Source organism: Corallococcus sp. CA054B (assembly GCF_003611625.1).
GTDB lineage: Bacteria > Myxococcota > Myxococcia > Myxococcales > Myxococcaceae > Corallococcus > Corallococcus coralloides.
In genome coordinates, this window is sequence record NZ_RAVY01000159.1 from 1 (window position 1) to 22,804 (window position 22,804).

22 protein-coding genes and 1 tRNA gene are annotated in these 22,804 nt (G+C 68.8%); 11 read left to right on the top strand and 12 right to left on the bottom strand.

Annotation, left to right across the window (positions count from 1 at the left end; all coding sequences use genetic code 11):
- Positions 1-186: 186 nt before the first annotated feature.
- Both D7V80_RS30040 and D7V80_RS30045 read right to left on the bottom strand, forming a co-directional pair.
- Complete coding sequence (locus D7V80_RS30040; protein ID WP_120591415.1) at positions 187-1,644, bottom strand: putative metal-binding motif-containing protein; 1,458 nt, start codon at positions 1,642-1,644, stop codon at positions 187-189.
- Positions 1,641-2,405 carry a hypothetical protein gene (locus tag D7V80_RS30045; protein WP_120591416.1) on the bottom strand — a complete coding sequence of 255 codons (765 nt, stop codon included), beginning with the start codon at positions 2,403-2,405 and terminating at the stop codon, positions 1,641-1,643. Before D7V80_RS30045 ends, D7V80_RS30040 begins: the two co-directional genes overlap by 4 nt.
- Positions 2,406-2,612: 207 nt before the next feature.
- On the opposite strand from D7V80_RS30045, the gene D7V80_RS30050 reads away from it, so the two are divergent.
- Positions 2,613-3,857, top strand: coding sequence for a hypothetical protein (locus D7V80_RS30050; RefSeq protein ID WP_120591417.1), 1,245 nt, complete (start codon positions 2,613-2,615; stop codon positions 3,855-3,857).
- A gap of 345 nt (positions 3,858-4,202) precedes the next feature.
- On the opposite strand, the gene D7V80_RS30055 is transcribed toward D7V80_RS30050, so the two are convergent.
- The 3 genes from D7V80_RS30055 to D7V80_RS30065 form a co-directional block, all read right to left on the bottom strand.
- Complete coding sequence (locus tag D7V80_RS30055; RefSeq protein ID WP_120591418.1) at positions 4,203-4,739, bottom strand: AAA family ATPase; 537 nt, start codon at positions 4,737-4,739, stop codon at positions 4,203-4,205.
- 73 nt (positions 4,740-4,812) lie between these two features.
- Positions 4,813-6,342 (bottom strand): hypothetical protein, encoded by a 1,530-nt coding sequence (locus D7V80_RS30060; protein ID WP_120591419.1) that lies wholly within the window; start codon positions 6,340-6,342, stop codon positions 4,813-4,815.
- A gap of 143 nt (positions 6,343-6,485) precedes the next feature.
- Positions 6,486-7,271, bottom strand: a complete 786-nt coding sequence (locus D7V80_RS30065) for an alpha/beta hydrolase (protein ID WP_120591420.1) — start codon at positions 7,269-7,271, stop codon at positions 6,486-6,488.
- A gap of 117 nt (positions 7,272-7,388) precedes the next feature.
- Between D7V80_RS30065 and D7V80_RS30070 the strand changes: the two genes are divergently transcribed.
- The 3 genes from D7V80_RS30070 to D7V80_RS30080 all read left to right on the top strand — a co-directional run bounded on the left by D7V80_RS30070 (position 7,389) and on the right by D7V80_RS30080 (position 9,865).
- Complete coding sequence (locus D7V80_RS30070) at positions 7,389-8,057, top strand: response regulator transcription factor (RefSeq protein ID WP_120591421.1); 669 nt, start codon at positions 7,389-7,391, stop codon at positions 8,055-8,057.
- The gene (locus D7V80_RS30075) at positions 8,047-9,264 is read left to right on the top strand and encodes a HAMP domain-containing sensor histidine kinase (protein ID WP_199738891.1); all 1,218 of its coding nucleotides are present in this window, start codon (positions 8,047-8,049) and stop codon (positions 9,262-9,264) included. The genes D7V80_RS30070 and D7V80_RS30075 overlap by 11 nt, the downstream gene beginning before the upstream one ends.
- Before the next feature lie 139 nt (positions 9,265-9,403).
- A complete protein-coding gene (locus D7V80_RS30080) occupies positions 9,404-9,865 on the top strand; it encodes an SMI1/KNR4 family protein (protein WP_120591422.1) in 462 nt (153 codons plus the stop codon).
- A 29-nt stretch (positions 9,866-9,894) separates the two neighbouring features.
- Here the strand turns inward: D7V80_RS30080 and D7V80_RS30085 are convergent, their stop codons facing one another.
- The gene (locus D7V80_RS30085; RefSeq protein ID WP_233585831.1) at positions 9,895-10,782 is read right to left on the bottom strand and encodes a LysR family transcriptional regulator; all 888 of its coding nucleotides are present in this window, start codon (positions 10,780-10,782) and stop codon (positions 9,895-9,897) included.
- Positions 10,783-10,910: 128 nt separating this feature from the next.
- Here D7V80_RS30085 and D7V80_RS30090 point away from each other — a divergent pair, with 128 nt between their 5' ends.
- Entirely contained in the window at positions 10,911-11,612 is a 702-nt protein-coding gene (locus D7V80_RS30090; RefSeq protein WP_120591424.1) for a glutathione S-transferase family protein, read from the top strand.
- 9 nt (positions 11,613-11,621) lie between these two features.
- Here D7V80_RS30090 and D7V80_RS30095 read toward each other — a convergent pair whose 3' ends face one another.
- Positions 11,622-12,059 carry a DUF6210 family protein gene (locus D7V80_RS30095; RefSeq protein WP_233585832.1) on the bottom strand — a complete coding sequence of 146 codons (438 nt, stop codon included), beginning with the start codon at positions 12,057-12,059 and terminating at the stop codon, positions 11,622-11,624.
- Positions 12,060-12,279: 220 nt separating this feature from the next.
- Here D7V80_RS30095 and D7V80_RS30100 point away from each other — a divergent pair, with 220 nt between their 5' ends.
- Complete coding sequence (locus D7V80_RS30100) at positions 12,280-13,557, top strand: APC family permease (protein WP_120591426.1); 1,278 nt, start codon at positions 12,280-12,282, stop codon at positions 13,555-13,557.
- A gap of 58 nt (positions 13,558-13,615) precedes the next feature.
- On the opposite strand, the gene D7V80_RS30105 is transcribed toward D7V80_RS30100, so the two are convergent.
- Complete coding sequence (locus tag D7V80_RS30105; RefSeq protein ID WP_120591427.1) at positions 13,616-14,890, bottom strand: DEAD/DEAH box helicase; 1,275 nt, start codon at positions 14,888-14,890, stop codon at positions 13,616-13,618.
- A gap of 238 nt (positions 14,891-15,128) precedes the next feature.
- Between D7V80_RS30105 and D7V80_RS30110 the strand changes: the two genes are divergently transcribed.
- The 4 genes from D7V80_RS30110 (at position 15,129) to D7V80_RS30125 (ending at position 18,295) form a co-directional block, all read left to right on the top strand.
- Positions 15,129-16,352 carry a hypothetical protein gene (locus tag D7V80_RS30110; protein ID WP_147447252.1) on the top strand — a complete coding sequence of 408 codons (1,224 nt, stop codon included), beginning with the start codon at positions 15,129-15,131 and terminating at the stop codon, positions 16,350-16,352.
- A 164-nt stretch (positions 16,353-16,516) separates the two neighbouring features.
- Entirely contained in the window at positions 16,517-16,855 is a 339-nt protein-coding gene (locus tag D7V80_RS30115; RefSeq protein WP_120591429.1) for a UBP-type zinc finger domain-containing protein, read from the top strand.
- 46 nt (positions 16,856-16,901) lie between these two features.
- On the top strand, positions 16,902-17,210 hold the full coding sequence (locus D7V80_RS30120; RefSeq protein WP_199738892.1) for a hypothetical protein: 309 nt from the start codon (positions 16,902-16,904) through the stop codon (positions 17,208-17,210).
- Positions 17,211-17,335: 125 nt separating this feature from the next.
- Positions 17,336-18,295: a hypothetical protein gene (locus D7V80_RS30125; RefSeq protein WP_147447253.1), complete on the top strand. Its 960-nt coding sequence runs from the start codon at positions 17,336-17,338 to the stop codon at positions 18,293-18,295.
- 446 nt (positions 18,296-18,741) lie between these two features.
- Here D7V80_RS30125 and D7V80_RS41510 read toward each other — a convergent pair whose 3' ends face one another.
- Positions 18,742-19,200 carry a hypothetical protein gene (locus D7V80_RS41510; protein ID WP_147447254.1) on the bottom strand — a complete coding sequence of 153 codons (459 nt, stop codon included), beginning with the start codon at positions 19,198-19,200 and terminating at the stop codon, positions 18,742-18,744.
- Between the two features lie 662 nt (positions 19,201-19,862).
- Between D7V80_RS41510 and D7V80_RS30130 the strand changes: the two genes are divergently transcribed.
- Positions 19,863-19,936: transfer RNA gene (locus D7V80_RS30130), tRNA-Arg, on the top strand.
- A 57-nt stretch (positions 19,937-19,993) separates the two neighbouring features.
- Here D7V80_RS30130 and D7V80_RS30135 read toward each other — a convergent pair.
- From D7V80_RS30135 to D7V80_RS30145, 3 genes are all read right to left on the bottom strand, one after another.
- A complete protein-coding gene (locus D7V80_RS30135; protein WP_120591431.1) occupies positions 19,994-20,611 on the bottom strand; it encodes an iron-containing redox enzyme family protein in 618 nt (205 codons plus the stop codon).
- 2 nt (positions 20,612-20,613) lie between these two features.
- Positions 20,614-21,843: a CapA family protein gene (locus tag D7V80_RS30140; protein ID WP_120591432.1), complete on the bottom strand. Its 1,230-nt coding sequence runs from the start codon at positions 21,841-21,843 to the stop codon at positions 20,614-20,616.
- Positions 21,840-22,804 (bottom strand): fatty acid desaturase (locus D7V80_RS30145; protein ID WP_147447255.1); only part of this gene is annotated, 965 nt, incomplete at its 5' end. The genes D7V80_RS30140 and D7V80_RS30145, both read right to left, overlap by 4 nt.

Genomic DNA, 22,804 nt, shown 5'->3' on the forward strand with positions numbered 1-22,804 from the left:
CCCCATAGCCCCCCACCAGCACGACACGGCCCTCGGACTCCATGGCGACTCCCTTTCAAGACCCGCCACGGATATAGGTCAACCGACCTATTTTTTCACGACATTCGATTTCGCGGGTGGTCGAATCGACCTCCGAGCCCTTCCTGCGAGCCCTCTCCAATACCGCCGCCTGACCGTGCGGCACGCCTACTTCAGCCAACCGAAGTAGAACCCGGTCCCATCCTGTGTGGCGCTCCACAGCTCGTCCGACGACAGCCCTTCGAGGGTCGTGAAGCCCTGGGTGCCGAAGAGGAAGTCCTGCCACGCCACTCCGTCGAAGCGGACGAGGTCGTCCGTGCCCAGGTGCGCGAAGACGGCGCCCCGTCCAAAGGACACCACGCCCAGCAGATCAGGCGCGACGCCGCCATCCACGAAGATGGGATACGGCGGCTTCGTGCTCCAGGTACCCGCTGAACGCTCCAGGAACAGCCCCTGATCTCCTCCCGCGTAGGCCAGGCCCGGCGCCACCACGTGCACGGCTTGCAAAGCGACCTGCCCCTGGGACGGCTGCGGCAGCGATTCCCGCAGCCACGGGCCTCCGTCCGAGTTGACGTGGTACGCGACGGGCCCGTTGCCCGTGGTCCCCACGGTGATGAGCGTCCGCGGGTCGAGCCCATGGATGGAGCGCAGGTCCGCATCCACGTGCGCCACCCGCTGGGGCTCCGCCGGATAGTCCCAGCGGAGGATGTCCCCGGTCTCGCTCACCGCGTAGAGCGTCGTGCCTCCGTCCATCTCGAAGCCCACGAGGTCCTGGATGGCCGCCCCGCCCCCATCAAAGGACGTCAGCGTGCAGGGCTCCGTGGCGGACAGTGACCGCGTGGCGAGCTGCCCCATCCAGGAGCCCATGAACACACGCCCGTCGCTCGGCCGCGCCCATGCGGTGGACCAGGCGCCGTGGCAGTCGGTGAAAGACTGTACGTCGAAGCCCCCATCAGTCTCCCGACGCACATGGGCGAGCACGTCGTTGCTGTCGCTCACCAGCCAGGCCTGCCCCCGCACATGAGGGGCCACGTCCTGGAAGCTCGCGCCCGGGAGGCGCTCGGTCGTCCTCCATTCGACGCCATTACAGACAGGCACCGGGTCCTGGCGGCCATCACAGTTGTTGTCCAGGAAGTCGCAGCGCTCCTCCACGCCCGGGGAGATGGAGACGGAGTGATCGTCACAGTCCGTCCCCCGGGTGGCGGTGCTCACGTAGCCATCCCCGTCTTCGTCGAGCGCGCTCAACGTCAGCTCGACGCTCGTGGTGTCCTCCTCGGGAACCACCACCTGACCGGACGCGGTGGCAACCTCCTGCCCCGCGCACGAGCGCTCGCGGGCGGAGGCCGTCACCTTCACGGTGTCGCTCCATCCGGTGCGACGAATGAAGCCCACCTCCCCCACTCCCTCGGGCACCGGCAGCTCGAAGGTCCTGGAGGCCTCCTCGGCGTCCACGACGCGCAGCGTGACGCAGCCCGGACGGAAGCCGTCGTAGGTCAGCCGGACCTGGACATGGCAGGGATGGCTCGCGTCGCACCCGCTGGGGCGCTCCGCTTCGAGTTCATCGATGTCCGGCACCGTACAGGTGATGCAGAGCAACCCGAGCCCCACGGCCACGGCGCGCGTCATGGAGAAACCTCCGTCCGCGGCGACGGCGAGTCGCCCGTGAGAAGCCAGGTGACGGCGGCGCCCGCTGCGGCGGTGACGGCCGCGCCCAGCAGGATGTTGGCCGCGAGCGCCTGTCCCCTCGCGCTGTCCAGGTGCGCGGTCCGGTCGCTGTAGAAGGCATCCTCGCGCGCGGCGTTCACGTTGCTCCGCGACTGGAGGCCCACGTAGCTACCAATGCCCCCGAGCACCACGCCTCCGCCCAGCAAGGCGAGCGGAAGCACGGGAAGGGAACGCGTGCGTTGCACCTCCTCCTGCGCCGGCGGCGGCACGAGACCTGGCGGCGGCGCGGACACAGGCTGCGCATCCGTCATCGCGACCGGTGCGTCCGGAGGCGGCCGGGGACTGCGTGCCAGCTCACGCTGCACACTCCTGCGCACCTCCTCGAAGTCGCGTGACACATTGGGCGACACCTTCACCGGAAGGCTCGCGTCGGGCAGGAGCGACAGCCCTTCCTTGAAGGCGGCCAGGGAATCCTGACGGCGCCTCAGGTCCGCGAGCACGATGCCCCGGGGGATGGCCACCCTGCCCCGCTCCCCGCCATCGCGCGCCACGGCCTTCGCCGCGTCGAGCTGCTCGAGCGAATGCTCGTAGTCGAGCTCCTCGTAGGCCCGGGACGCGGCGGACATCCGGGCCTGGAAGTCCGCGCCAGACGCGGCCACCGGCTGACTCCAGGCGGGCGACACCAGCATCAGCGCGACGCCGAGCACGATTCGCAGGTCCATGGGCGCGGAAGATACCACCCGGCCCTGGCCCCGGAGTGCCACGTGGCGCCGTTTTGACGCCACAGCATGTTTGTCATTGGCACTGGAATCGATGCCACTGGACACTCAGCCTCAAACGAGGATTCATAGCCAAAACAGACTACACAGGAAGTGCGATAGAATGGCCGTGCCGGCTTGATGCCGGTCCGTGACCTCCAAAGGAAGAGTATGTCCAAGCTCCAGAAGACCTTGCTGACGGCGTCCGTGGCCCTGCTGGGAATGAACGGGTGTGGTGGCGATGAAGGTGTGGAGGGGCCGACGGAGGCCGTGGTTGCCCAGGGCGTCGTCGCGCAGGCGGCGCCCGGGTGTCTGGCCTCTGACGTGGACACCGACGGCGACGGCGTCTGCGACAAGGTGGAGGCGCAGTACGGCACCAACCCGCAGAGCACCGACACGGACGGCGACCGCCTGAGCGACTACGCGGAGTTGTTCGGTTCCGGCGGCGTGAACCTGCCGGCGTTGGGCGCCAACGCGCGCCGCAAGGACATCTTCATCGAGGCGGACTACTACGCCAACCGCAAGCCCACGCAGGGCGCGCTCAACCGGATCATCACCGCGTTCGCCAACGCGCCGGTGTCCAACCCGGACGGCAGCACGGGCATCAACCTGCACATCCTGCTGGACCAGCAGATCGCCACGGCGGACGCGGATCCGGACCTGAACCCGGTGTGGACGGACTTCGACATCATCAAGGCGAAGTACTTCGCCGCCGCCCGCGCGCCGTTCTTCCACTACATGCTGTTCGCCAACACCTACAGCGGGGGCACCTCCAGCGGCATCTCGCGCGGCATCCCCGCCCATGACTTCATCGTGACGCTGGGCGGCTGGTCCACCCCAGGCGGCACGGAGGCGCAGCAGGCAGGGACGCTCATGCACGAACTGGGGCACAACATCGGCCTGCGCCACGGAGGAACCGACAATGCCAACTACAAGCCCAACTACCTGAGCATCATGAACTACGAGTATCAGGTGTATGGCTTCACCATCGGCGGCGTGGCGAACGTGTTCGATTATTCGCGCGTACGCGTGGCGTCCTTCAGCGAAGCGGCCATCAACGAGGTCGCGGCCTTCACCCCCGTGGCCCCCACCACGGAGGCGGACCTGGCGAAGATTGGCGGGCTGCGCTTCGTCAACGTCCAGGTCGCCGGCAACGCGAGCGCCAACCTGGACATGAACGCCAACGGCAGCATCCAGACGGCCTCGTACGCGCGGGACCTCAACCGCGACGGCAGCAGCGCCACGGTGTTCCCCGCGTCACAGAACGACTGGGCGGTCATGGTGTTCGACGGCGGCGGCTCCATTGGTGACAGCGCGCTGGGCACCTCCCGCACGCTGGACCGGGCGGAGCCCTTCCTCGTCACGCCGGAGAAGGTTGAGCCCTGCCTGACCGAGGCCCAGTTCCTCGCCCGGTAGTCCCGCCGTCCTCCAGCGCCGGGAACTTGCAACGCTGGCGAGGGCCCCCCTTCACGGGCTCCGTGGCCAGGACGGTGTCGGCCGCGAAGCCCAGTGGGGCAGCCTGCGCAGTGAACCCGGCCGGGCTTGCTGTGGCGGGAGCGCAGTGGCGCAGCGGGCAGGACGCGAGCGCGCCCTCCTCGACGGCCCCTTCGCCCATCCCCGCCTGCGAGAGGCTCCGGAGGAAGGAGGAAAGGGAATGCGCGCGGGATGCGTGACTGGAAACCGTCGAATCAGGGGCATGGACGCTCCGGGAGCAGGTGCGCAGGGAAGTAGTCCCGGAGGCGTGACCGGAGCGTGACGGCTTCAACCTCGCCCGAGGCGCTCGAGGACCTGGGCAACCCGTACGCCCCCGGAGCCGTGGACGGAGAGGACCTCCACGCCCAACTCATAAGGGTCGTCGAGCAATAGCCAGGCGAGCTTCTCGTCCACCTCCCTGCGCCGCTGGGAATCTTCGTGCGCGGGGAGGCGGATGCGATCGCGCTCCTCGATGGGGACGAAGACGACGAGGTCCAGGGTCTTCAGGGTGGAACGGATCCGCGTCAGCCACTCCTCGACGTCGAACGCATCGGAGTCCTCGTGCGTCAGGAGGTACCCGAGAAAGTCGAGGGGGCTTCGATCAAACAGGACGTTTCGCGTGTCCTCTTCTTCGAGCAGGTCCATGGATCGACGGAGCTGCTCGACGAAATCCTCCAGGCACGGTGGAGACGTGAACGCGTACCCCTCCTCTTCGAGCAGGTGGTACGGCTCGTCGACGATCCGATACCCCGGGAGTTCTTCCCCCAGGTCTTCCATGAGCGTCGATTTGCCCACGCGGTGCGTGCCACTCATTGCGATGCGCATGCGTGCCGCGCTCCTTGTCCTCCGTTGACGGGGAGGAGGCGCTCGGCCCCCTCCCCTTCACGGCCCCGCGCGGCTACCGGCTCAGACCGCGCTGGCGGTTGAGGAAGGCGTCGCCGCGGGCGGCATCATAGTCGGTGCGCAGGTCCGGGTTGGCGATCTGCTCACCGAAGGTGCGGTGGAACGGAATGGCCTGCGAGGGCTGCTGGGCCCGCTCCTGGAGGCTGGACGTCACCCAGCGCTGGATCTGATCAAGGGTCAGGTCCTTGAGCTTGCCCGCGCCGGGGATGGGCAGGTTGGGCAGCAGCGACTTGGCGGAGAAGAGCAGATCCACCATGCCCTTCACGGCCTCGTTGCGCTTGCCCAGCTCGTCCAGGGACACCTGGAAGCCACCCTCCAGCGCCCCCACCAGGCTGCCCATGAGCCGCGCGCCGCGCTTCGCGTCCTGCGAGGGCGGGTTCTCGTTGGCGTGCCGCGCGAGCCCGGCGTTCATCGTCTCCAGGCGCTGCATCACGTTCTGGCGGAACGCGTCGCTGCCCGGGAAGTCCTGCGGCGGCGAGAAGAGCGTCCGGGCGAAGAACTCGGACATCTTCTTCTGGCCATCCAGCCCCAGCGAGCCCGAGCTGTCCTGCAGCGACGACAGCACCGCGTCACCATGCTGGGTGAAGAAGCGGGCGGCGGCGGCGCGCGACTCGCGGTTCTCCCCCAGCTTGTCGATGGAGTTCGTGAACAGCTGCACCGACTCCGCCGTGGGCGGGTTGATGCGGCCGGCGGCGTCCAGCAGGCGCCCCAGCGCGGGGGAGTAGGTCGCGTCCGGGCCGGAGGCGTTGATGTTCTTGATGACATCCGCCATGCCCTCCCGGTTCGCCGCCAGGAATGACTGGAGCCGGTCCGGCGGCATGCCCGCCAGCGCCGTGGCCACCGCCGCGCTGCGCTGCGGATCATTCCCGCCGCTCGCGCGGACGATGCCCATCTCGGCCGTCGCATACGTCGCGATGAGGTCCGGGTTGCCCGTGCCGGCGATGATGCCCGCCATCCCCTCGTGCGTCGCCCCGGGCAGCGCACCGCGGCCGGACGAGGCCACCGCCGCCGACAGCTCCTGGGGAGACACCGCGCCGGAGCGGTAGGCATTGTCCAGCGCCTGGGACAGCCGCGCGCGGTCCGCCTCCGGAAGCCGCTGAACGCTGTCCAGGATGCCGCCCGCCACGGGGCCGAAGTGGAACATCATGTCCATGAACGCCGCCTGCTTGGCCGGGTCCGGGTTGTTCCTCAGCCACTCGGACACGGCGGTGGCGTCCCGGCCGTCGCTGGAGTTCGCGATGGCCTGCTGCGCCGAGCGCAGCTCCGTGGGCGACAGCGCCGCGGGCGCCACCGGGGTCGCGCTCGTCGTCCGCACCTCCTCAGCCCCCGCGGGCGCCGCGCCCAGGCGGTTCGCCGTCTGCGTCCCCGCGGCCCCCGCCGCAGGCTGGAACCCGTCCGCCCCCGTGCCTCCGGGACGCACCGCCTCATTCCGGGCGGGCGGCTGCGCCGGGGTCTGCGCCACGGGGCGCTCCGTGGGCTTCGTCTCGATGGGTCGGGGTGCGTTGCGCTGGATGGGCGTCGTCATGGTGGTTCCCCCTCGTCCCCTGCTTGGGGCGGCTGGTTGGCGAGGCAAGATCCGCCTCGTTTTCCGCGATTATCGCCTGCATGGCGCCCCAGTTGCGGCGCCCGTGGCACGGGAGCTCCGCCCAGACATTCACCCACACAAGCCTACGGCTTTCGTGGGGTCTCGCCCAACCAGCGACGGACCGCATCCAGGTACTCGCGCGGCAGTGCGTGCCCGCTGTCGAAGGCCTGGCGCGTCTTGCGCTTGGAGGGCGCGGCGTCGAAGAGCTTCTGGGTGTCCTCCTCGGTGGAGAAGACATCGCGGTTCGCGGTCAACAGCAGCCAGGCCTGATGAACCTGGCCCATCCGGTTCACCGGTGCGGCGTCGCCCAGCACGGGGTCGACATGGGGTGGCACCATCGTCACCAGATGGGTGATCCGAGGCTCGCGCGAGGCCAGCAGGAGGCCCACCTGGGCGCCCATGCTGTAGCCGGCGACGAGCACCCTCGGCGGCTTCTTGCCGTTGGCGAGCACGTGGGTGAGGAGCGCCTGCGCATCACGCACGGTGTCGACAATCATCGCTTGATAGGGACCGGGCTCGCCCGCGTGCGCTCGCTTCGCGAGGGCTCCGGGCCGCGCGTCTGGGGTCGCTCGCGCGCCGTGCCGCCTCGCGTCCATGAGATAGACGCGATAGCCGGCGCTCCGCAGCTGCTCCGTCAGGGCGCCTCCGAAGGTCGGCTCCGCATCCGACAGCCAGTCGTCCTTGCTCCGGGTGAGGCCGTGCAGCAGGACGGCCACGGGCGGATTCGTCCCCTTCCCTTCCGGCTCCAGCACCCACGCGGGAATCCGCTCCCCATCCTCCGCGCGGACCTCCAGGGGGACCGCGGGGCTCGCGGCGTGGGCCACGGAGGCGACCAGGAACATCAGGGCCAGGAACAGCGAACGCATCATCACGGAACTCCTCAAGTGAGAGAGGCCGTGAAGGGTGCGGGAGCGCCGGTCAACCAGGCGTCACCCACGTGCTGACATTCGTTTGACGCAGACGCGGGTAGCATCCAGTTCACCCCCATGCGCGTGCTCGTCATCGAGGACAACCGCGACCTCCAGGCCAACGTCGCGCGGTTCCTGGAGCCGGACTTCCAATTGGACTTCGCGAGCACCGGGCCCGAGGGGCTCGCGCTCGCGCTGGGCCACCCGTACGACGTCATCGTGCTGGACGTGATGCTGCCCGGCATGAGCGGCGTCGAAGTGTGCGAGCGATACCGGCAGGTCGCGCCCCGGCTCGTTCCCATCCTGATGCTGACCGCCAGGGACACGCTCGAGGACAAGGAAGCGGGCTTCCAGGCGGGCGCGGACGACTACCTGGTCAAGCCGTTCTCGCTCCGGGAGCTGCGCTGGCGCCTGGAAGCCCTGGCGCGCCGGCCCGTGCCTCCGAGCGGACGGAAGCTGACGCACGGAGGGCTCACGCTGGAGCCGGAGAGCGGGCACACGCAATGGGGTGGGCGCTCCGTCCGGCTCAACCGCACCGAGGCACTCCTCCTGCGGTGGCTGATGGAGGCCGCCCCCGAAGCCATCCCCGCGGCCACGCTGGCGCAACGGCTCTGGGGGGACGAAGCCCCCGAGTCCAGCGCGCTGCGCACGCACGTCTATGCCCTGCGCAAGGCCTTGGCCGGGCTGGGGCTCGACGATGCCATCACCACCCTGCGCAACGAGGGGTACCGCCTGGATGCGCGCTAGGTCCAGCAGGTCGGTGCGCGCCGTCCTCCAGCGCGCCATGGGGCTGTCCGCCGCGTTCGCGTTGGTGCTGATGGGAGGGATCTTCACGCTCTTCAGCTACGACCTCGAGGACGTCATCTTCAGCCGCATCGTGGCCGCGGAGGCGGACCGGAGCGAGCCAGGTCACGTCCCCGGAATCACGCGGTATGACGGCCACGCCGCGCTGCCGCCCTGGCTCGCGGAGCGCCTGAGTCCGGACGCGCCGCCGAGAGAGTACGAGGTGCCCGCCGGAAGCCATGGACACTTCCACGTCGCGGTGCGCCGAGGCGTGGGTGGAGAACGCCAGTACTTCGCGTTCGACGTGACGCGATTGACGAGCACGACAGCTCACTTGAAGCGGACGGCCGGACTGCTCCTCACCAGTGCGCTGCTGGCATTGCTGGCCGCCGCGCTCCTCGCCCGTCTCGTGGCCCGCCGGCTCGGTCGGCCGCTGGAGCGGATGGTGGAGTGGCTCCGGGCCGAAGGGACACCGCCGCCCGAGGATGATGGAGGAGTGGCCGAGGTCCGGGCGCTGCGGGACGCGCTGCTCGCACGGGACGCGCGCATCCAGGAGCAGTTGGAGCGTGAGCAGCGGTTCAACCGCGACGCCAGTCATGAGCTGCGCACCCCTCTGGCCGTGGCCCAGGGCGCGGTGGAAATATTGGAGCTCGACCCGCCGCGAGACGCGGAGACGTTCGACCGGCTGCACCGGGCCGTGAGCCAGATGGGCCTGTTGACGGAGGGCATCCTCTGGCTGGCCCGCGAGCGCCGCTCCGAGGAGCGCTGCGACTTGCACCGAGTCTCGCGAGAATTGCTCGCGTTGTACGGGCACCTGCGGCGCAGTGACAGCATCGAGCTCACGATTGAGTCCGCGGGCGAAGTCCACGCGCCCGTCCCTGCATCCGTCGCCAGGGTGATGATGGGCAACCTCCTCAAGAACGCGCTCGCCTACACGGACGAAGGGCGCATCGTGATCACCATCGAGCCCTCGGCGTGGACCCTGACCGACACGGGGGTTGGCTTTGGCCGCGCCGAGCCCGGGAGCGAGAGCCATGGCATCGGCCTGTCGTTGGTGGAACGGCTGGCCCAGCGCTTCGGGTGGACGCTGTCCATTGACGCACTGGAGCCCCGAGGCACGAGCGCACGGTTGAGCTGGCGCGGAGAGGGCGACACGCCAGCCATGAGTTGAAGCGAGCGTTTGGCCTGGCAGCCGTGGCTGTGCTGTCATCGATTGTCATGACAGCTGCTTTCGTCTGCCTCAGACGCGCCCGGTGGGAAATGGCTGACGCCCGGCCCTGAGCGACCCTACTCAGATTGAGGCTACCACCATGCCCATGAACAACCTGCTGGCGGAGTTCTCCCGGCTGCACTTCCCCAACGCCCCTGCGACGCCTGCGCAGCTCTCCGCGTTCGAGGCGCGTGTCGGCTGGAAGCTGGACGAGGACCTGCGCGCCTTCTTCCTGCACGCCAACGGCGGCACCCTCTTCAAGCCGCTGCCAAACGCGAAGTACTGCATCCTTTCGCTGGACGAGATCGAGCGAGCTCGCGTCGCCATTCGAGGACGAGACCAGGACAGTGCGGGCCCCGCTTCGCACTTCACCCTGGTGGACATGCAGGACACCAACTTCGTCATCCTGGATGTCGCCATACGGTTCAACGGCCGCTACCCGCTGCTCGACGCCTTCCACGAGACGTACCCGGACGAGACGCCGCGCATCGCCTCCAGCTTCGAGGAGTTCTTGGAGAAGGCGCTGAGCAGCGGAAACCGGGCGTTCTGGTTGGATGGATGACCCCCGATCAGGCGCCGTGCCGAGGACGCTCACGCCTCGTCAGCGCCCTCCATCAAGAAATCGATGACGGCGCGCACGGCGGGCAACTGCCCCCTGCGGTGTGGCGTCAGGATCGTCGTCGTCACCGTGCCCGCGGTCCAGGCGGGAAGCACACGCACCAGCCTCCCGGCCTCCACGTCCACGCGAGTGAACGTCTCTGGCAGACAGACGACGCCCAGCCCGGCCGTGGCCGCCTTCAAGAGCACCAGCGACTCATCGGCGGTCATGCGTGCCTGTGGCATCACGGTGACCGTCTCCCCCGCCCTCCCACGCAACCGCCATTCAGTGGATGTGGCGCTGGTCAGGAGGCCGTCGTGTTCGCTCAAGTCCTCGGGCTTGCGAATCCTGCCGCGGCTGGACAGGTAGCCGGGCGACGCCACCAGAATGGTGGACTCCACCGCGAGTCGGCGCTGCACCAGGCCCGAGGCGGGCAAGGGCGAGAAGTGACTGCGCACGGCGATGTCGAATCCCTCCTGCACCAGGTCCACGAAGCGGTCCGTCGCGTGAAGCTCGACGCGCACCTTGGGATGCGCCAGCGCCAGCAGGGGCAGACGGTCCGCGAGCCGGAACTGCGCCGTGGGGACCGACGTGGTGATTCGCACCACGCCGCTGGGCTCCACCTGCCGGCGGCGCACCACGTTCTCCGCGGCCTCCGCCTCCATCACCGCGGCGCGGGCATGGTCGAGGAAGTCCCGCCCCACGTCCGTCAGCGTGAAGCTCCGCGACGTGCGCTGGATCAGCCGGGCGCCCAGCGCGTCCTCCAATTCGGCCACACGCTTGCTCACCGTCGACTTGGGAATGCCCAGCCGCCGAGCCGCCGCGGCGAAGCCACCGCTCTCCACGGCCTGGACGAAGAGATGGAGGTCATTGAGCTTCAAGGGCCGCCTCATCGTCCACGGGTGTGGACCTTGCGTTCGCGTTCCGCTGTCTACACGGCGCGCGTCGCCACGGCCATCTTGTCCCCATCGAAGGCATCACGCCTTCCCCTTCGGACAGGAGCTTCACCATGGCATTGCCTACCCTCTTCTACGGTGTCCCCTCTGGCTGCTCGTTTGGCTCCATCGTCGCGCTGGAGTGGCTGGGCCGGCCCTACCAGCTGTGCCGCATCGCCATGCCGGAGGATGTCAGCAGCGCGGACTACCGCCGGATCAACCCCGTCGCGGAGACGCCCACCTTGATGACGGAGGCGGGCGCGCGCATCAGCGAAAGCATGGCCATCCTCAACCACCTGGGCGCGCGCGGCGTGGGCACCGGGCTGTCGTTCGCCCAGGGCACCGAGGACTTCGACCGGTTGAACCAGATGCTCGCGTACCTGAACACCACCTTCTTCAGCGCGTTCTCGCCGCTCTGGTACGCGCTTGAGCACGCCGAACTGCCGGAGTCCGAAAAGCAGGCGCTGCGCAACCTGGGAGCCCGCAAGGTGGTCTCCGCGCACGCGAACCTGGAGGCGCTGATGGGCGACACGCCGTGGCTGCTGGGCGACCACCGCACGCTGGCGGACGCCTACTTCATCGGCATCGCCCGCTGGACCCGGTACCACGAGGTGCTCGACCGCCGCGACTACCCGAAGCTCCAGGGCCTCTTCGAGCGGCTGGAGGCGGACGCCGGCGTGCGCTTCGCCCATGCCATTGAAAAGGGCGAGACGCCGCAGGGCAGTGGCGCCTTCCAGGGGCACATCCGCCTCGCGGAGACCCTGCCATCCTGGTGAACGTGGGCGTCAGTCGCTATTGGCCCAGGTCAGGATGCCCTTTGAAGCGGGGAGGCGCTCAAGGCTGGCGAACCCGTTCTCAGGCTGCGCCGGAACCTCGACGTACACCCAGGCCTCATGGGATTCCGCAAGCCGTGCGCGATCGACTCGAACCCCCAGCTCCCGCGTGACACCTGAAAGGCCCAGGATTCGTTCGATCTCCTGGGCCGTTTCTTCGTCGATTCCATTGGCACATGCGCCCTGCCATTTGGGCCCGGTGAAGTGCTGGCGCAGCAGGTCCTCTTGCGCCACCAGTTCGTCCACGAGCGGAAGGAATGCACCCTCCGCCTGGGGCTGCAGACATGTGGATCCTCCCGTTTGATTTGAATAGAGGATTCCGGTGGGCCAAAGGAGAACGAGTCCCAGACCCGCGGAGTCCCAGAGCCGGATCAATGGCAGTGTTGACATGAAGAGTCCTCGGACCTGCCCTCAGAGGACATGGAGTAGCGCACAGGCCGAGCCGCTCCTCTAGACCTGGAAGTGTTCCAGCTTCGTCGTGCCTGTTCCGGGAAAGGAGCCCGGCTTCTCACGAATTCGCGGATTCGCCGCATCTGTGCTCCAGTGGGTTCCCCCTCCCTCCCTTCCATCCATGACCACCGGAACCCATTCGCCTCCTCCTGAGCCGGGCATGCGGCGCGCGGTATCGCGCTGGGAAATCGTCGGGTTCTCCATCAACGACGTCATCGGCAGCGGTGTCTACCTGCTGCCCGCGGCGGCCGCCGCGAACCTGGGCTCGGCGAGCACGGGCGCCGTCGTGCTCGCGGGCCTGGCGGTGCTGCTGCTCGTGCTCTGCTTCGCGGAGGCGGCCAGCTACTTCGACAAGCCTGGCAGCGCGTATCTCTACACGCGTGAAGCCTTTGGAGAACGGGTGGGGTTCCAGGTCGGCTGGATGACGTGGCTGGCGCGCGTCTCGTCCGTGGCCTCGTTGTCCGTCGGCTTCTCCCGCGCGCTGGGCTTCCTGTGGCCCGCGGCGAACTCGGGCCTGGGCCAGGGGCTGGCCATCGCCGTGCCCCTGCTCGCGCTCACCGCCATCAACGTCGTGGGCGTGAAGGGCGGCGCTCGCACCGCGGTGTTCCTCGCCGTCACCAAGACGGTGCCCCTGCTGGTGTTCATCGCCGTGGGCCTCTTCTCCGTGTCCGTGCCGCTGGCGACCTCGGTGGCGCCCAGGGATGGAGGCAACCTGGGGGCCGCGGTGCTGCTGCTGCTGTTCGCCTATGCAGGCTTCGAGAACACGGCGGCTCCGGCGGGTGAGTTCAAGAACCCGCGCCGCGACGTGCCCTTCGCGCTCGTCGTGCAGATAGGCGTGGTCACGCTCATCTACACGGCGGTGCAGTGGGTGGCGCTGGGCACGTTGCCCGGGGTCGCGGACGCGCAGACGCCGCTCGCCAACGCCGCCGCGCGGTTCCTCGGGGGTTGGGGTGGGCTCCTCATGACGGTGGGCGGGGTGCTGTCCATCCTGGGGACCAACAGCAACACCGTGCTCGCCGGGCCGCGCTACCTGTACGCGCTGGCTCAGGACGGCTTCGGCCCCGCCGCGCTCGCCACGCTGCATCCGCGCTACCGCACGCCGACGATCGCCATCCTCACGCAGACCGCCATCGCGCTGCCCCTGGCGTTCTCCGGCTCGTTCGAGGTGCTCGCCACGCTCTCCGTGGTGGCCCGGCTCGCCACGTACTTCGGCACGGCCCTGGCTGTGCCCGTGCTGCGCCGCAAGCTCCAGGCGCCCCCGAACGCGTTCCGCATCCCGGGTGGGCCCGTGATTCCCCTCGCCGCCGCCGCGCTGTGCGTCGTCTTCGCGCTGAGCGCGGAGAAAGAGAACCTCGTCGCCGGGGCCATCGCGCTCGCGGTGGGCTTCGTGCTCTACAAGTTCCAGCGCAAGCCGGACGGGAAGGCGGCGCTCGGATAGCGCGGTACCCATCGCCGTCATGACGGCCCATTCGCCGCGTTCGCGGAAATGAAGGGCGCTACGGCTTGCGCTTCGGGGGAGGGGCGGCGGCGGCGGCGGCAGCGGCTTCGCGCAGCTTGTCCTTCTTGCTCTTGCGCCGGCCCTTCACGCCGCCGTTCGCATCCAGTGGCGGTGCGGCGGACTCGGCCGTCGGCGTCGGTTCAAAGCCCGCCACCTGCTCTCGCGCGACGGACAGGTGGTTGCGCTTCTCGATGAGACGGAAGTGGGCTTCGGTGTCCGCGCTGACGAAGCTGATCGCCACGCCCTGGTCGCCCGCCCGCCCCGTACGGCGGATGCGGTGCACGTAGTCCACGGTCGAACGCGGCAGATCGTAGTTCACGACCGCGGGCAGGCCCGAGATGTCCAGGCCGCGCGCGGCGACGTCGGTGGCGACGAGGACACGCACGCGCTTCGCCTTGAAGTCCGCGAGCGCCCGCGTGCGGGCCCCCTGGCTGAGGTCTCCGTGCAGCGACGTCGCGGGGATGCCGGCGCGGTTGAGCTTCAGCGCGACATGGTCCGCCGCGTAGCGGCTGGCGACGAACGTGAGGACGTGAGACCACGCGTGGGTTTCCAACAGCTGTCGCAGGAGCATCGTGCGCCGGGGCGCATCCACCTGGATGGCCCGCTGGAGGATGAGGTCCGTGGAGGGCAGCTCGCCGTCATCGACGTCGATGCGCGTGGGCTCGTGCAGCAGTCGCTCCGCGAACGTCCGCACGGCGGGCGGGAACGTGGCGGAGAACAGCAGGTTCTGGCGGCGCGCGGGCAGGAGCGTGAGCAGGCGGTTGAGCTCGTCAGCGAAGCCCAGGGAAAACAGCCGGTCGGCCTCGTCGAGCACCAGCGTCTCCACCTCCCCCAGCCGGAGCGCGTTCTGAGCCACGAGGTCCAGCGCGCGGCCCGGTGTGGCCACGACGACGTCCGCGCCGCCCCGGAGCGCCAGCATCTGCGGGTTCGCGGAGACGCCGCCGACCGCGAGGCAGGTCTTCAGCGGCTTCTTCAAGTGACGGCCATACCGCTGGAGGGAGTCGACGATCTGGGCGGCGAGCTCCCGCGTGGGGACCAGGATGAAGGCCCGCACCGGCCGGACCGCCCCACCCGGCCGGGCGCGCAAGGCCTCCATGAGGGGCAGCAGGAACGCCGCGGTCTTCCCCGAGCCCGTCTTCGCCGAGGCCAGGACGTCGCCGCCCCGCAGCACCACGGGAATGGCCGCGCGCTGCACCGGCGTGGGTTCGTCATATCCAAGTTCGGCCACGGCGCGGGCGAGCGCGTCCGACAGGCCAAGTGAAGCGAAGGTCATGGGAGGGGAGCCCTGGGTGGCACGACACGGAGAACCCTACCCTACCTGACGCACAGCTCCGCAGTTCCCTTCAGCGGCCCTCCTCGCCCCCCATTGGAAACAGGAGCCTGCCTCAGCATGAGGATGCCGTTACGCGTGGCGCCGCCGCCCTCATCCAGGCTCGGCTCCGTCCTATACTGACGGAATGTGCACGTTCCCCGGTTGCACCGCGCCCTCCGTGGGCTCCTCGCCGTGGTGTGTGCTCCACGCCAGAGCCAGGAAGTTCGCGCAGCGATGGCGGGAGACGACCCGCATCCAGAAGCACGACCGGCAGGAGCGGGCCAAGGCGTTTCCCGAGGAGGAGCGGGAGGTCAAGGAGGCGGAGTTCAATCGCATCGCGGAGACCCTTCGCGACGCCGCGATCCTGATCCATGCATTTCTCCGCTCCCCCTCCAACAGGATCATCTGCGAAGCAACCTTCGGCGTGGCGAATGGCCTCGCGGCCTACAAACACTTCGAGGCCATGTTGAAGGTCATCGAAACCTGGGTGGCCGCGCCGCAGACCTATTTCCGCATCAACGCGTGGAACAAGGCTTTTGGTCGCGAGGCCTGCACGACGCCGGAAAACCTTCGCGTGTTGCTGGCACCAGACTTCACGGCGATGGCACCCGAGGTCCTGGCGCTGACCCTGGTCCATGAAAGCGCGCATGCCGCCAAGGGACAGAGCGTCATCGACCGCGCGCCCCGGGAGTCCCCCAGCTTCAAGGTGATGTTGGGGGCGCTGCGGCTGACCAACGCGTACCACTATGAGGCCGCCGCCAGGGCCTACGCCCTCTTCGCGCGGCCCCAGGAGACGACCGGCACCTCCATCAAGCAGGTCGAACTCTCCAAGCAGCTCAAGGACATGATGGGGAATCCCGAAGGGATCAGCTCCGTCGTGGGCATCGCCGGCAGCCCGGATCCACTGGCGGTGCTCATCCAGGAAGCCGCACAGACGGCCCTCCATGCGAGGATCCAGACCGAGGACATGTTGATGTTCCTCGTGAACAAGGCGCGGCACAACCTGTCCCCCGGAGACGACTGGCGGTTCTGTGAACCCATGCTGCGGGCGCCCCACGGCCGGGGCTCCCTGGTCCAGCCGAGGGACATGGACGAAGCCGACCTCTTCTTTCGCGAGACGGGCCGTGTGCACCAGAGGATCCAGCACTTGAGCAATGGGGGCCTGGTCACGAAGGCCTTCGGCGACCCCAGCATCAGCATCACCGAATCACACACGGTGCGCTATCACGTCACGGTCGCCGACAGCGACCTTGCCGCGAAGGTCGGTGCGCAGCCGGCGCTCGCGGCGCGGTTGAGGGGGTTGATCCTCAAGAAGGCGCTGGAGAAGGAGCACGTCACCCTGGTGACCTTCGAGCGGCTTCTGGGAATGTGGAAGATGTACCTGCTCGCGCGCAGCCAGACGGGGGGCTACTCGGTCGAATAGGAGACCCGTCGAAGCCCCCGAAACCCGTCCCGGAGTGCAAGGGATGGCGCAGCTGCATGCCTGCCTGTCCTCCGCCGCCACGCGCATTGCGACAGGCCCCCTCGCATCCCCATGTTCGACCCGATGAGTCCATCGGGCGGAGGCCCCAACACGGAGCGCGAGCCATGAAGAAGGCATGTCCCCACCTGGAAGACACCCAGCAGCACCGGACGGCTCCCGTCCACCCCAGCGGCCACGGATGCATGGAGTGTCTGAAGGACGGAGGGGACTGGGTCCATCTCCGGATGTGCCTGACCTGTGGGCACGTGGGCTGCTGCGACGACTCGCCGTCACGCCACGCGACCCAGCACTTCCACGCCAGCGCCCATCCGGTCATGAAATCGTTCGAGCCTGGAGAGAACTGGGCCTGGTGCTTCGTGGACGAGCAGTTCCTCGACCGGATCCCCACCTTCCCAGGCGAGTCACCGCCAGTGCACTACTCAGCCCCCATGAGCGCGCCCTAGACACCTTGAGCGTCCCCCGCTTCCGTGGCCCCCGTGTGATGGAAGGGTGTGGGATGTCGGAGAGCGAGAAGAGGCAGCGGCGGCCGCGGCGCAGCGGGCGCGTGCGTTCACGGAAGCGGCGAAGCGCGGCGATCTGATCGGCCTCGCGCACATGCCCCTTCCCGGCCTTGGCCGGCTGAGCGCGGAGGGCAAGGGCTACCGGTGGATCCCGCTCAACTACAGCTCCATCCAGCGCTGGGAGGGCGCGAAGGCCAAGGCGAAGGAACAGGTCCTTCTCCCCGCGAGCCTCCCTCGCCTAGCCTCGTCCAGATGCGATGCGGATCCCATCGGTGGGCTGCCTTCGGCCCTCACCTGACCATTGAGCGTGACGTACCTCGCGTCGTGAGAGGGGCGTGCAGGGTTGCGCTGATCGCGGCCCTCTGCTTTCCCGGCGTCGCGCTCTTCGTGCCTTCCCTCTGGAGCGCGTGGCCGGCATGGGCCATGGCGCTCCTCGCCTGCTTGTGGGCCGCCCACGACCTGACGTCCGACTGGAAAGCGCTGCTGAACAAGGAAACGCAGCTCTTGAAGCTGCGGTCCGGTGTCGGAGTGTTCTTCTCCGCGAACACGCACCCGCTCGGGTCTTTTACGTCCGTGGCCCTCTCCCCCCGCGGAAAGGCTGGGGGAGGCTCCAGCGACTGGGGCTTCTACTCAGTGGAGTTGAAGTCCCCGACACGAACCGTGGCGGTGTCGGGGACTGACGACCGGGACGAGGCGCTGGAGCTCGCCCAAGCCCTCTCCCGTTTCCTGGGCGTTGATTTGAGCGTGGACGGCGGGCATGCGCGCCCTGTGGACGCCCGTCTCGAAGCAGCGCCACTTGAACGCGATCAGGCGCCACCGTCACTCCCTCCAGGCAGTCGTATCCGGGTCCGGCAGGGTGCTCAGGGTCTGGTGTTGCAGCTGCCAGGCTGCGGCTGGAGGCCCCTGTTCGTAGTGAAGGCGGGCATCGCGCTTGCCATCGCGGTAGGGGGGCCCACCGTCTTCGGGCTGGCCTGGGTGCGCACGTACGGCCTCCGACAGCTCACCTCCGCGGAGCCGCTGATGGCCCTCGCCGTCTTCCTTTGTCTGGGAGGACTCCTTTTGTGGAGTGTCATTCGGGAGGTCAATAGGGGTTGGTCGCTCGCCGCGTCCTCACGGGGGATTGAGCATTCGCGCACCGGGGGCGGGAAGCCGGGAGAAGTCACACGACTCCCAGCGTCGCAAATCGAGGACATCGACCTGCGTGAGCCGGAGGAAGAGTTCTTCGGGAGTTTGACCGTCGTCATCGAGCACAAGAAGGGCTTCGTGCGGATGGGGGCGGGGCTGTCCCGAGAAGAACTCGAATGGACGGAAACCATGCTGCGCCGAGCGCTGGCAACCCGCCAGGTGCCGCGCGACGATGGCGACTCCACTCTCTTGCGGTAGTCCGCGTCATCGGCCTGGGGGACGCCCGCGGCGTGGACGTTGAGTTCCCAGACGAGGTCAGGGGGCCGAGATAGGCCTGCCCCAGGGGCCGCATGGGCCAGAGCCCATCCGGCCCCGTCCAGGCTCAGGGCGAGCGGTACCAGCTCGCCGTGAAGCTCCCGGAGACTTCCGTGAAGGAATCGGGCCCCGTCATCGTGATGGTCGTAGGAGTCGGCAGAGGACTTGCGCAGACTCCTGACCCGCGGTGGATGTCGTTCCTTGAGAGGTGGTTTCGAGACGATTACCATTCTTCAAGGCCCCGCAATGAATGGCAATCAATATGGGTGGCCCTGCGGGTCTGGCCTCTGGTGCAAGAGCATGCGGCCATGGGGTGCGGGCCTACCCAGGGATGGGGGAGGATAGCTCTTCTCCATGTCCTCACCGCGCCAAGGCTCGACAACACCCTCTTAGTTGGCCCAGCTCTGACCGTTATATGTGAAGAAATACCAACCACCGCTCGCCACGGCGCAGATGTCATTGACGTGGTTGAAACACTCCTGAAGAGTGGCCGCGTAAGGGGCCGCCGTGGTCCCGGCGGCGGGCCCGCCCCAGCACTCGATATGGCAAATGTTGTCGGGAGGGAGCCCCGCGGCATGGACCTGGTTTCCTTCATGCTGGGTGGCACTCGGTGACGAACAGGACTGGTTGCAGGCGACATAGTCCTCCGTGCATGCCTGCTGCTCGCTGGTGCTGCCGTGGGCGGCACGCATACATGCGACGTAAGTCGCCTTGCACGCGTCAAGGCAGGCGCTGGCGAGAGCATCGACCGAAGCAGTTGCTCCAGCCGCCTGCTCATCGCTTGCCGGACCGCCACACCCCGCCAGCATTCCGACTGCCATCAGCCCGGCAATGATTGCTGCGCGCATGTGCTTCTCCTGGTTTGGGCGTTTGTACTTCCTCGCCAGGATAGCGCTGCCGAGGACCTGCGAAGGCACGGCGTGTCGCCCCACCATGCATCGTTGCCGCGGAGAGCGTCACATACACAACAACAACTCAAACACCGCCAATGAACGTTTCCGCCTCCAACAAACCCATCCGCACTTTGCCGCCTCTCCCAATGGTTTACTCACAATTCGGGATTATCATCCGCTCATCCATTCCACACACGGAGGTAGCGCCATGACGAGCCGTATGAAGTGGTTGGTCGCGCTTGGCAGTCTGATGTTCGCGGCGGGCTGCGGGCCATTGGAATCCGAGCAGCCCCTCGACACAGCGCCGTCCAGTGAGGTGCAGGCCGAGGAAGCGCCCGGAATGAATGACCCTCACGCAGCCGCCGTCACCTGCGCGCAGAAGTGTCAGAACCAACGCAACAAGTGCGTCTCTGAGTGCTCCCCCACCAGCTCGGCATGTATGCAGGGTTGTCGCAATCGCTACGAGATCTGCATCCTCGATTGCTGAGTCCTGCTACCGCCTCTTCCCTGGCCGGATGGCGGGTATTCATCCGGCCTTGGCGTGGACAGCGCGCGACAGAGGCGCATCAGACCCGTTGCGTGCCTCGGATCGCCTGCTATAACGCCCGCGACCTTTCGACCCCGTAGCTCAGTTGGATAGAGCGGCGGTTTCCTAAACCGCAGGCCACAGGTTCGATTCCTGTCGGGGTCATCGCCCTGCTTGCCAACCTCTTGGAAGCAGGGCGTTTTTGTGCGCTGAGGCGCCCGCTCAAGGCCGCGCCTCGCCGGCCAGCGCCGCGCGGTGGATGGCCACCCAGAAGTCAGCGGCCCGCTGGGCCCCTCCGAGCAGCGGCTCCGGGTGCCCGGCCCCCAGCGCCGCGCAGAGCGCCTGGGCCCTCGCGCCGTGCTCCAGGTCCACGTCGAGGTGGACGAGGATGAAGCGCGCCTGGGTCCGCTCCAGCCCGAGCCGCCCCAGCCCCTGGCGGGCCTCGCCCCCCAGGTGCCGCGCCACGCCCTCCAGCACGCGCAGTGCGCCCAGGAAGGCGAGCTGCCGCTCCGGCCCGATGCCCTCCCAGAAGGCGTGGAAGTCGGCCACCTCGCGAGGCGCGTCGGACGAGGGCTCGCGCCCGAAGGCCGCGAGGTCCGCCCTGGCCAGCAGGTAGTGCGCCTGCTCGTCCCCCGCCAGCTCCGCGAAGAAGGCCTTCAGCTCGGGGAGCGTGGCGCGCTCGGCCGCGAGCCGCAGCCGGTCTCCGCTGCGCCGCGTGTAGTGGTACATCATGTCGAGGAACGCCACGTATCGCTCTGGCGTCACCGTCGGCAGCCAGCTCGCGACCTGCCGCGCCATCCCAACGGTGAGCGCCTCCAACTGCTCCTCAAGCGACGACATCCTCAGTCCCTCCGGTCCGAAAGCAGCGCACCCAACGTCCGCCGGGCATGCGCGAGGTGCGGCGCCGCCCGCTTTGGGGGCAGCTCGTCCAGGCGCACCACGCCCGCATCGAGGAACCCCTCCCCGCCGAGTCCCCGTCCACAGGCGGTGGGCACCGCGCGCAGCTCCACCGGCTGGAGCACGCCCCGCGCGTCCCGGGCGAGCGCGAGCTTCAGCACGGCCCCCGTCTGGCACGCCAGCGTGGGCATGATGCTCAGGAAGTTGCCCAGCGAGTACGCGATGAGCCCCATCCGCGCGGGCCCGCCCCGGCGCACCTGCGTGGGACAGGTGGCGTCCGCGCCGTCGATGGACACCCACTCCACCGGCTGGAGGACATGCGGCGAGGCGCCCAGGAGGAGGTCCGCCCCGCGCTCGATGAGCCTGTAGGCATGCTCGCGCTGGAGGGCCTCGGGCCAGTACTCGTACTCGAAGCCCCAGTGCGGCATCAGCACCACCAGGTCCGGCCCCACCGCGCGAGCGGCGTCGATGAGCGCGCCCAGCCGCTCCCAGTCCGGCGCGTGGAAGGGGCTGCCCAGCCGCGTCACCGGCACCCCGGCGGGCGGCGCCCCCACCAGGTGGTTGATGTCATACGTCACGGCGGCGATGCCCATCCGCACCCCGTCCACCTCCAGGGCGGCCACCGCGTCCTCCGGCCGGGGGCCTCCCACGCAGCGGTGCCGGGAGGAGGCCAGCACCATCCCCCGGGTCCGCTCCAGCCCTTCGGCGCCCTGGTCGAGCGCGTGGTTGTTGCAGAGGGAGAAGACGCGGTGGCGCGCCGTGCCCTCCCAGGCCGCGAGGTAGTCCGGCGGGGCGTTGTAGTGGAGCGTCTCGTAGACGCGCCGGGGCACGGGCCGCGCCGGGTCCACCGGCGTCTCCAGGTTGGCGAAGGCCACCGCGTCATTCGCCATCACCTCCCGGACGCCGGGAGAGAGGGCGCGGTGGAAGCCGCTGCGGATCCACATCATGTCGCCCACGGCGCTCAGCCGGAGCCCTGGCGCGCCCGCGTGCCGCCAGCTCCCCGAGGCGACGTGCCGGGCGACTCGCGCGAAGTGCTCCCCGGTTTCGGCCGAGCGCGGCTGTGGCAGGTGCAGGAGGCTCTTGGTGATGTAGCGCAGGTTGAGGTCCCACCGGGACAGCGGCCAGCGGCCGTCCTCGTAGCGGATGTCCGCGTACAGCCGGCGCAGGGCGTTCATGGGCGCTTTCGCTCCAGGGTGACGAGTCGCACGTCCTCCTCCACCACCATGGGGCCGGCCAGGAGGGCCCGCCACATGACGTGGAGGTAGCTGTCGAAGACGGGGGCCCCGCGCGCGAGCAGCTGGGGGCGCAGGCGCGCGTGCAGCCGCGCGAGGTTGTAGCCGGGCACCCGCGGGTAGAGGTGGTGGTCCAGGTGGTGGTTGAGGCCGTTCCACAGGAAGGTGACGAGCCGGGTGCTGCGCACCGTCGTCGCGGTGTGGAAGCGGTCGCCGCGCCAGACGTTGGCGTGGTGGTCGGAGATGGACTTGAGCCCGTTGAGGGGGCTGGCGAAGAGCACCGGCACGAGCCAGCACTCCACCGCGCTCCCGAGGAGCCCGTGGCCCGCCAGGAGCCAGAAGAGCAGCGCGTAGAAGGCCCCGTAGCCGAGCAGCACCCGTGCATGGCGGCGCAGGCGGGCGGCGTCGAAGTGCTGCACCGGGTAGAGGACGTTGAAGTAGACGAGGCTGAGCGGCAGGCCCAGCAGCACGGTGGCGTAGAAGAGTGCCCACAGCCCGGGCGAGCGGCGGCCCGCGTTGTAGGCGTCAGGGTCCTTCTCGGTGCGGTTCCAGCGGTGGTGCGCGAGGTGGTCGTGCCGCATCGGCTCGTAGGCGATGCCCACGAGCAGGCTGAGCCCGTTGCCGAAGAGGCGGTTCTGCCAGGGCCTCGGGAAGAGGGTGTCGTGCCACGCGTCGTGGTCCAGCTGGATGAGCCCCATGACGCCCTGGGCCGCCAGCAGCCACAGGGGCAGCTTCAGCCAGAAGCCGCTGACGTGCGCGAGCCCCACGCCGGCCAGCCCCCACACGCCCAGGTGGAGGGCCGCCATGCCCAGCGCCCGCGCGGGGCGGATGCGCAGCAGCTCCACCAGCTCGTCGCGGGAGGGGCCCGGCCCGGCGGGGGCCGCGGGTGAAGCCAGGACGGGGG

Bases quoted from the DNA above. Each gene is read 5' to 3' on its own strand.
- D7V80_RS30040 (WP_120591415.1), bottom strand. From the start codon at position 1,644: ATGACGCGCGCCGTGGCCGTGGGGCTCGGGTTGCTCTGCATCACCTGT.
- D7V80_RS30045 (WP_120591416.1), bottom strand. From the start codon at position 2,405: ATGGACCTGCGAATCGTGCTCGGCGTCGCGCTGATGCTGGTGTCGCCC.
- D7V80_RS30050 (WP_120591417.1), top strand. From the start codon at position 2,613: ATGTCCAAGCTCCAGAAGACCTTGCTGACGGCGTCCGTGGCCCTGCTG.
- D7V80_RS30055 (WP_120591418.1), bottom strand. From the start codon at position 4,739: ATGCGCATCGCAATGAGTGGCACGCACCGCGTGGGCAAATCGACGCTC.
- D7V80_RS30060 (WP_120591419.1), bottom strand. From the start codon at position 6,342: ATGACGACGCCCATCCAGCGCAACGCACCCCGACCCATCGAGACGAAG.
- D7V80_RS30065 (WP_120591420.1), bottom strand. From the start codon at position 7,271: ATGATGCGTTCGCTGTTCCTGGCCCTGATGTTCCTGGTCGCCTCCGTG.
- D7V80_RS30070 (WP_120591421.1), top strand. From the start codon at position 7,389: ATGCGCGTGCTCGTCATCGAGGACAACCGCGACCTCCAGGCCAACGTC.
- D7V80_RS30075 (WP_199738891.1), top strand. From the start codon at position 8,047: ATGCGCGCTAGGTCCAGCAGGTCGGTGCGCGCCGTCCTCCAGCGCGCC.
- D7V80_RS30080 (WP_120591422.1), top strand. From the start codon at position 9,404: ATGCCCATGAACAACCTGCTGGCGGAGTTCTCCCGGCTGCACTTCCCC.
- D7V80_RS30090 (WP_120591424.1), top strand. From the start codon at position 10,911: ATGGCATTGCCTACCCTCTTCTACGGTGTCCCCTCTGGCTGCTCGTTT.
- D7V80_RS30095 (WP_233585832.1), bottom strand. From the start codon at position 12,059: ATGTCAACACTGCCATTGATCCGGCTCTGGGACTCCGCGGGTCTGGGA.
- D7V80_RS30100 (WP_120591426.1), top strand. From the start codon at position 12,280: ATGCGGCGCGCGGTATCGCGCTGGGAAATCGTCGGGTTCTCCATCAAC.
- D7V80_RS30105 (WP_120591427.1), bottom strand. From the start codon at position 14,890: ATGACCTTCGCTTCACTTGGCCTGTCGGACGCGCTCGCCCGCGCCGTG.
- D7V80_RS30115 (WP_120591429.1), top strand. From the start codon at position 16,517: ATGAAGAAGGCATGTCCCCACCTGGAAGACACCCAGCAGCACCGGACG.
- D7V80_RS30125 (WP_147447253.1), top strand. From the start codon at position 17,336: ATGGCGCTCCTCGCCTGCTTGTGGGCCGCCCACGACCTGACGTCCGAC.
- D7V80_RS41510 (WP_147447254.1), bottom strand. From the start codon at position 19,200: ATGCGCGCAGCAATCATTGCCGGGCTGATGGCAGTCGGAATGCTGGCG.
- D7V80_RS30135 (WP_120591431.1), bottom strand. From the start codon at position 20,611: ATGTCGTCGCTTGAGGAGCAGTTGGAGGCGCTCACCGTTGGGATGGCG.
- D7V80_RS30140 (WP_120591432.1), bottom strand. From the start codon at position 21,843: ATGAACGCCCTGCGCCGGCTGTACGCGGACATCCGCTACGAGGACGGC.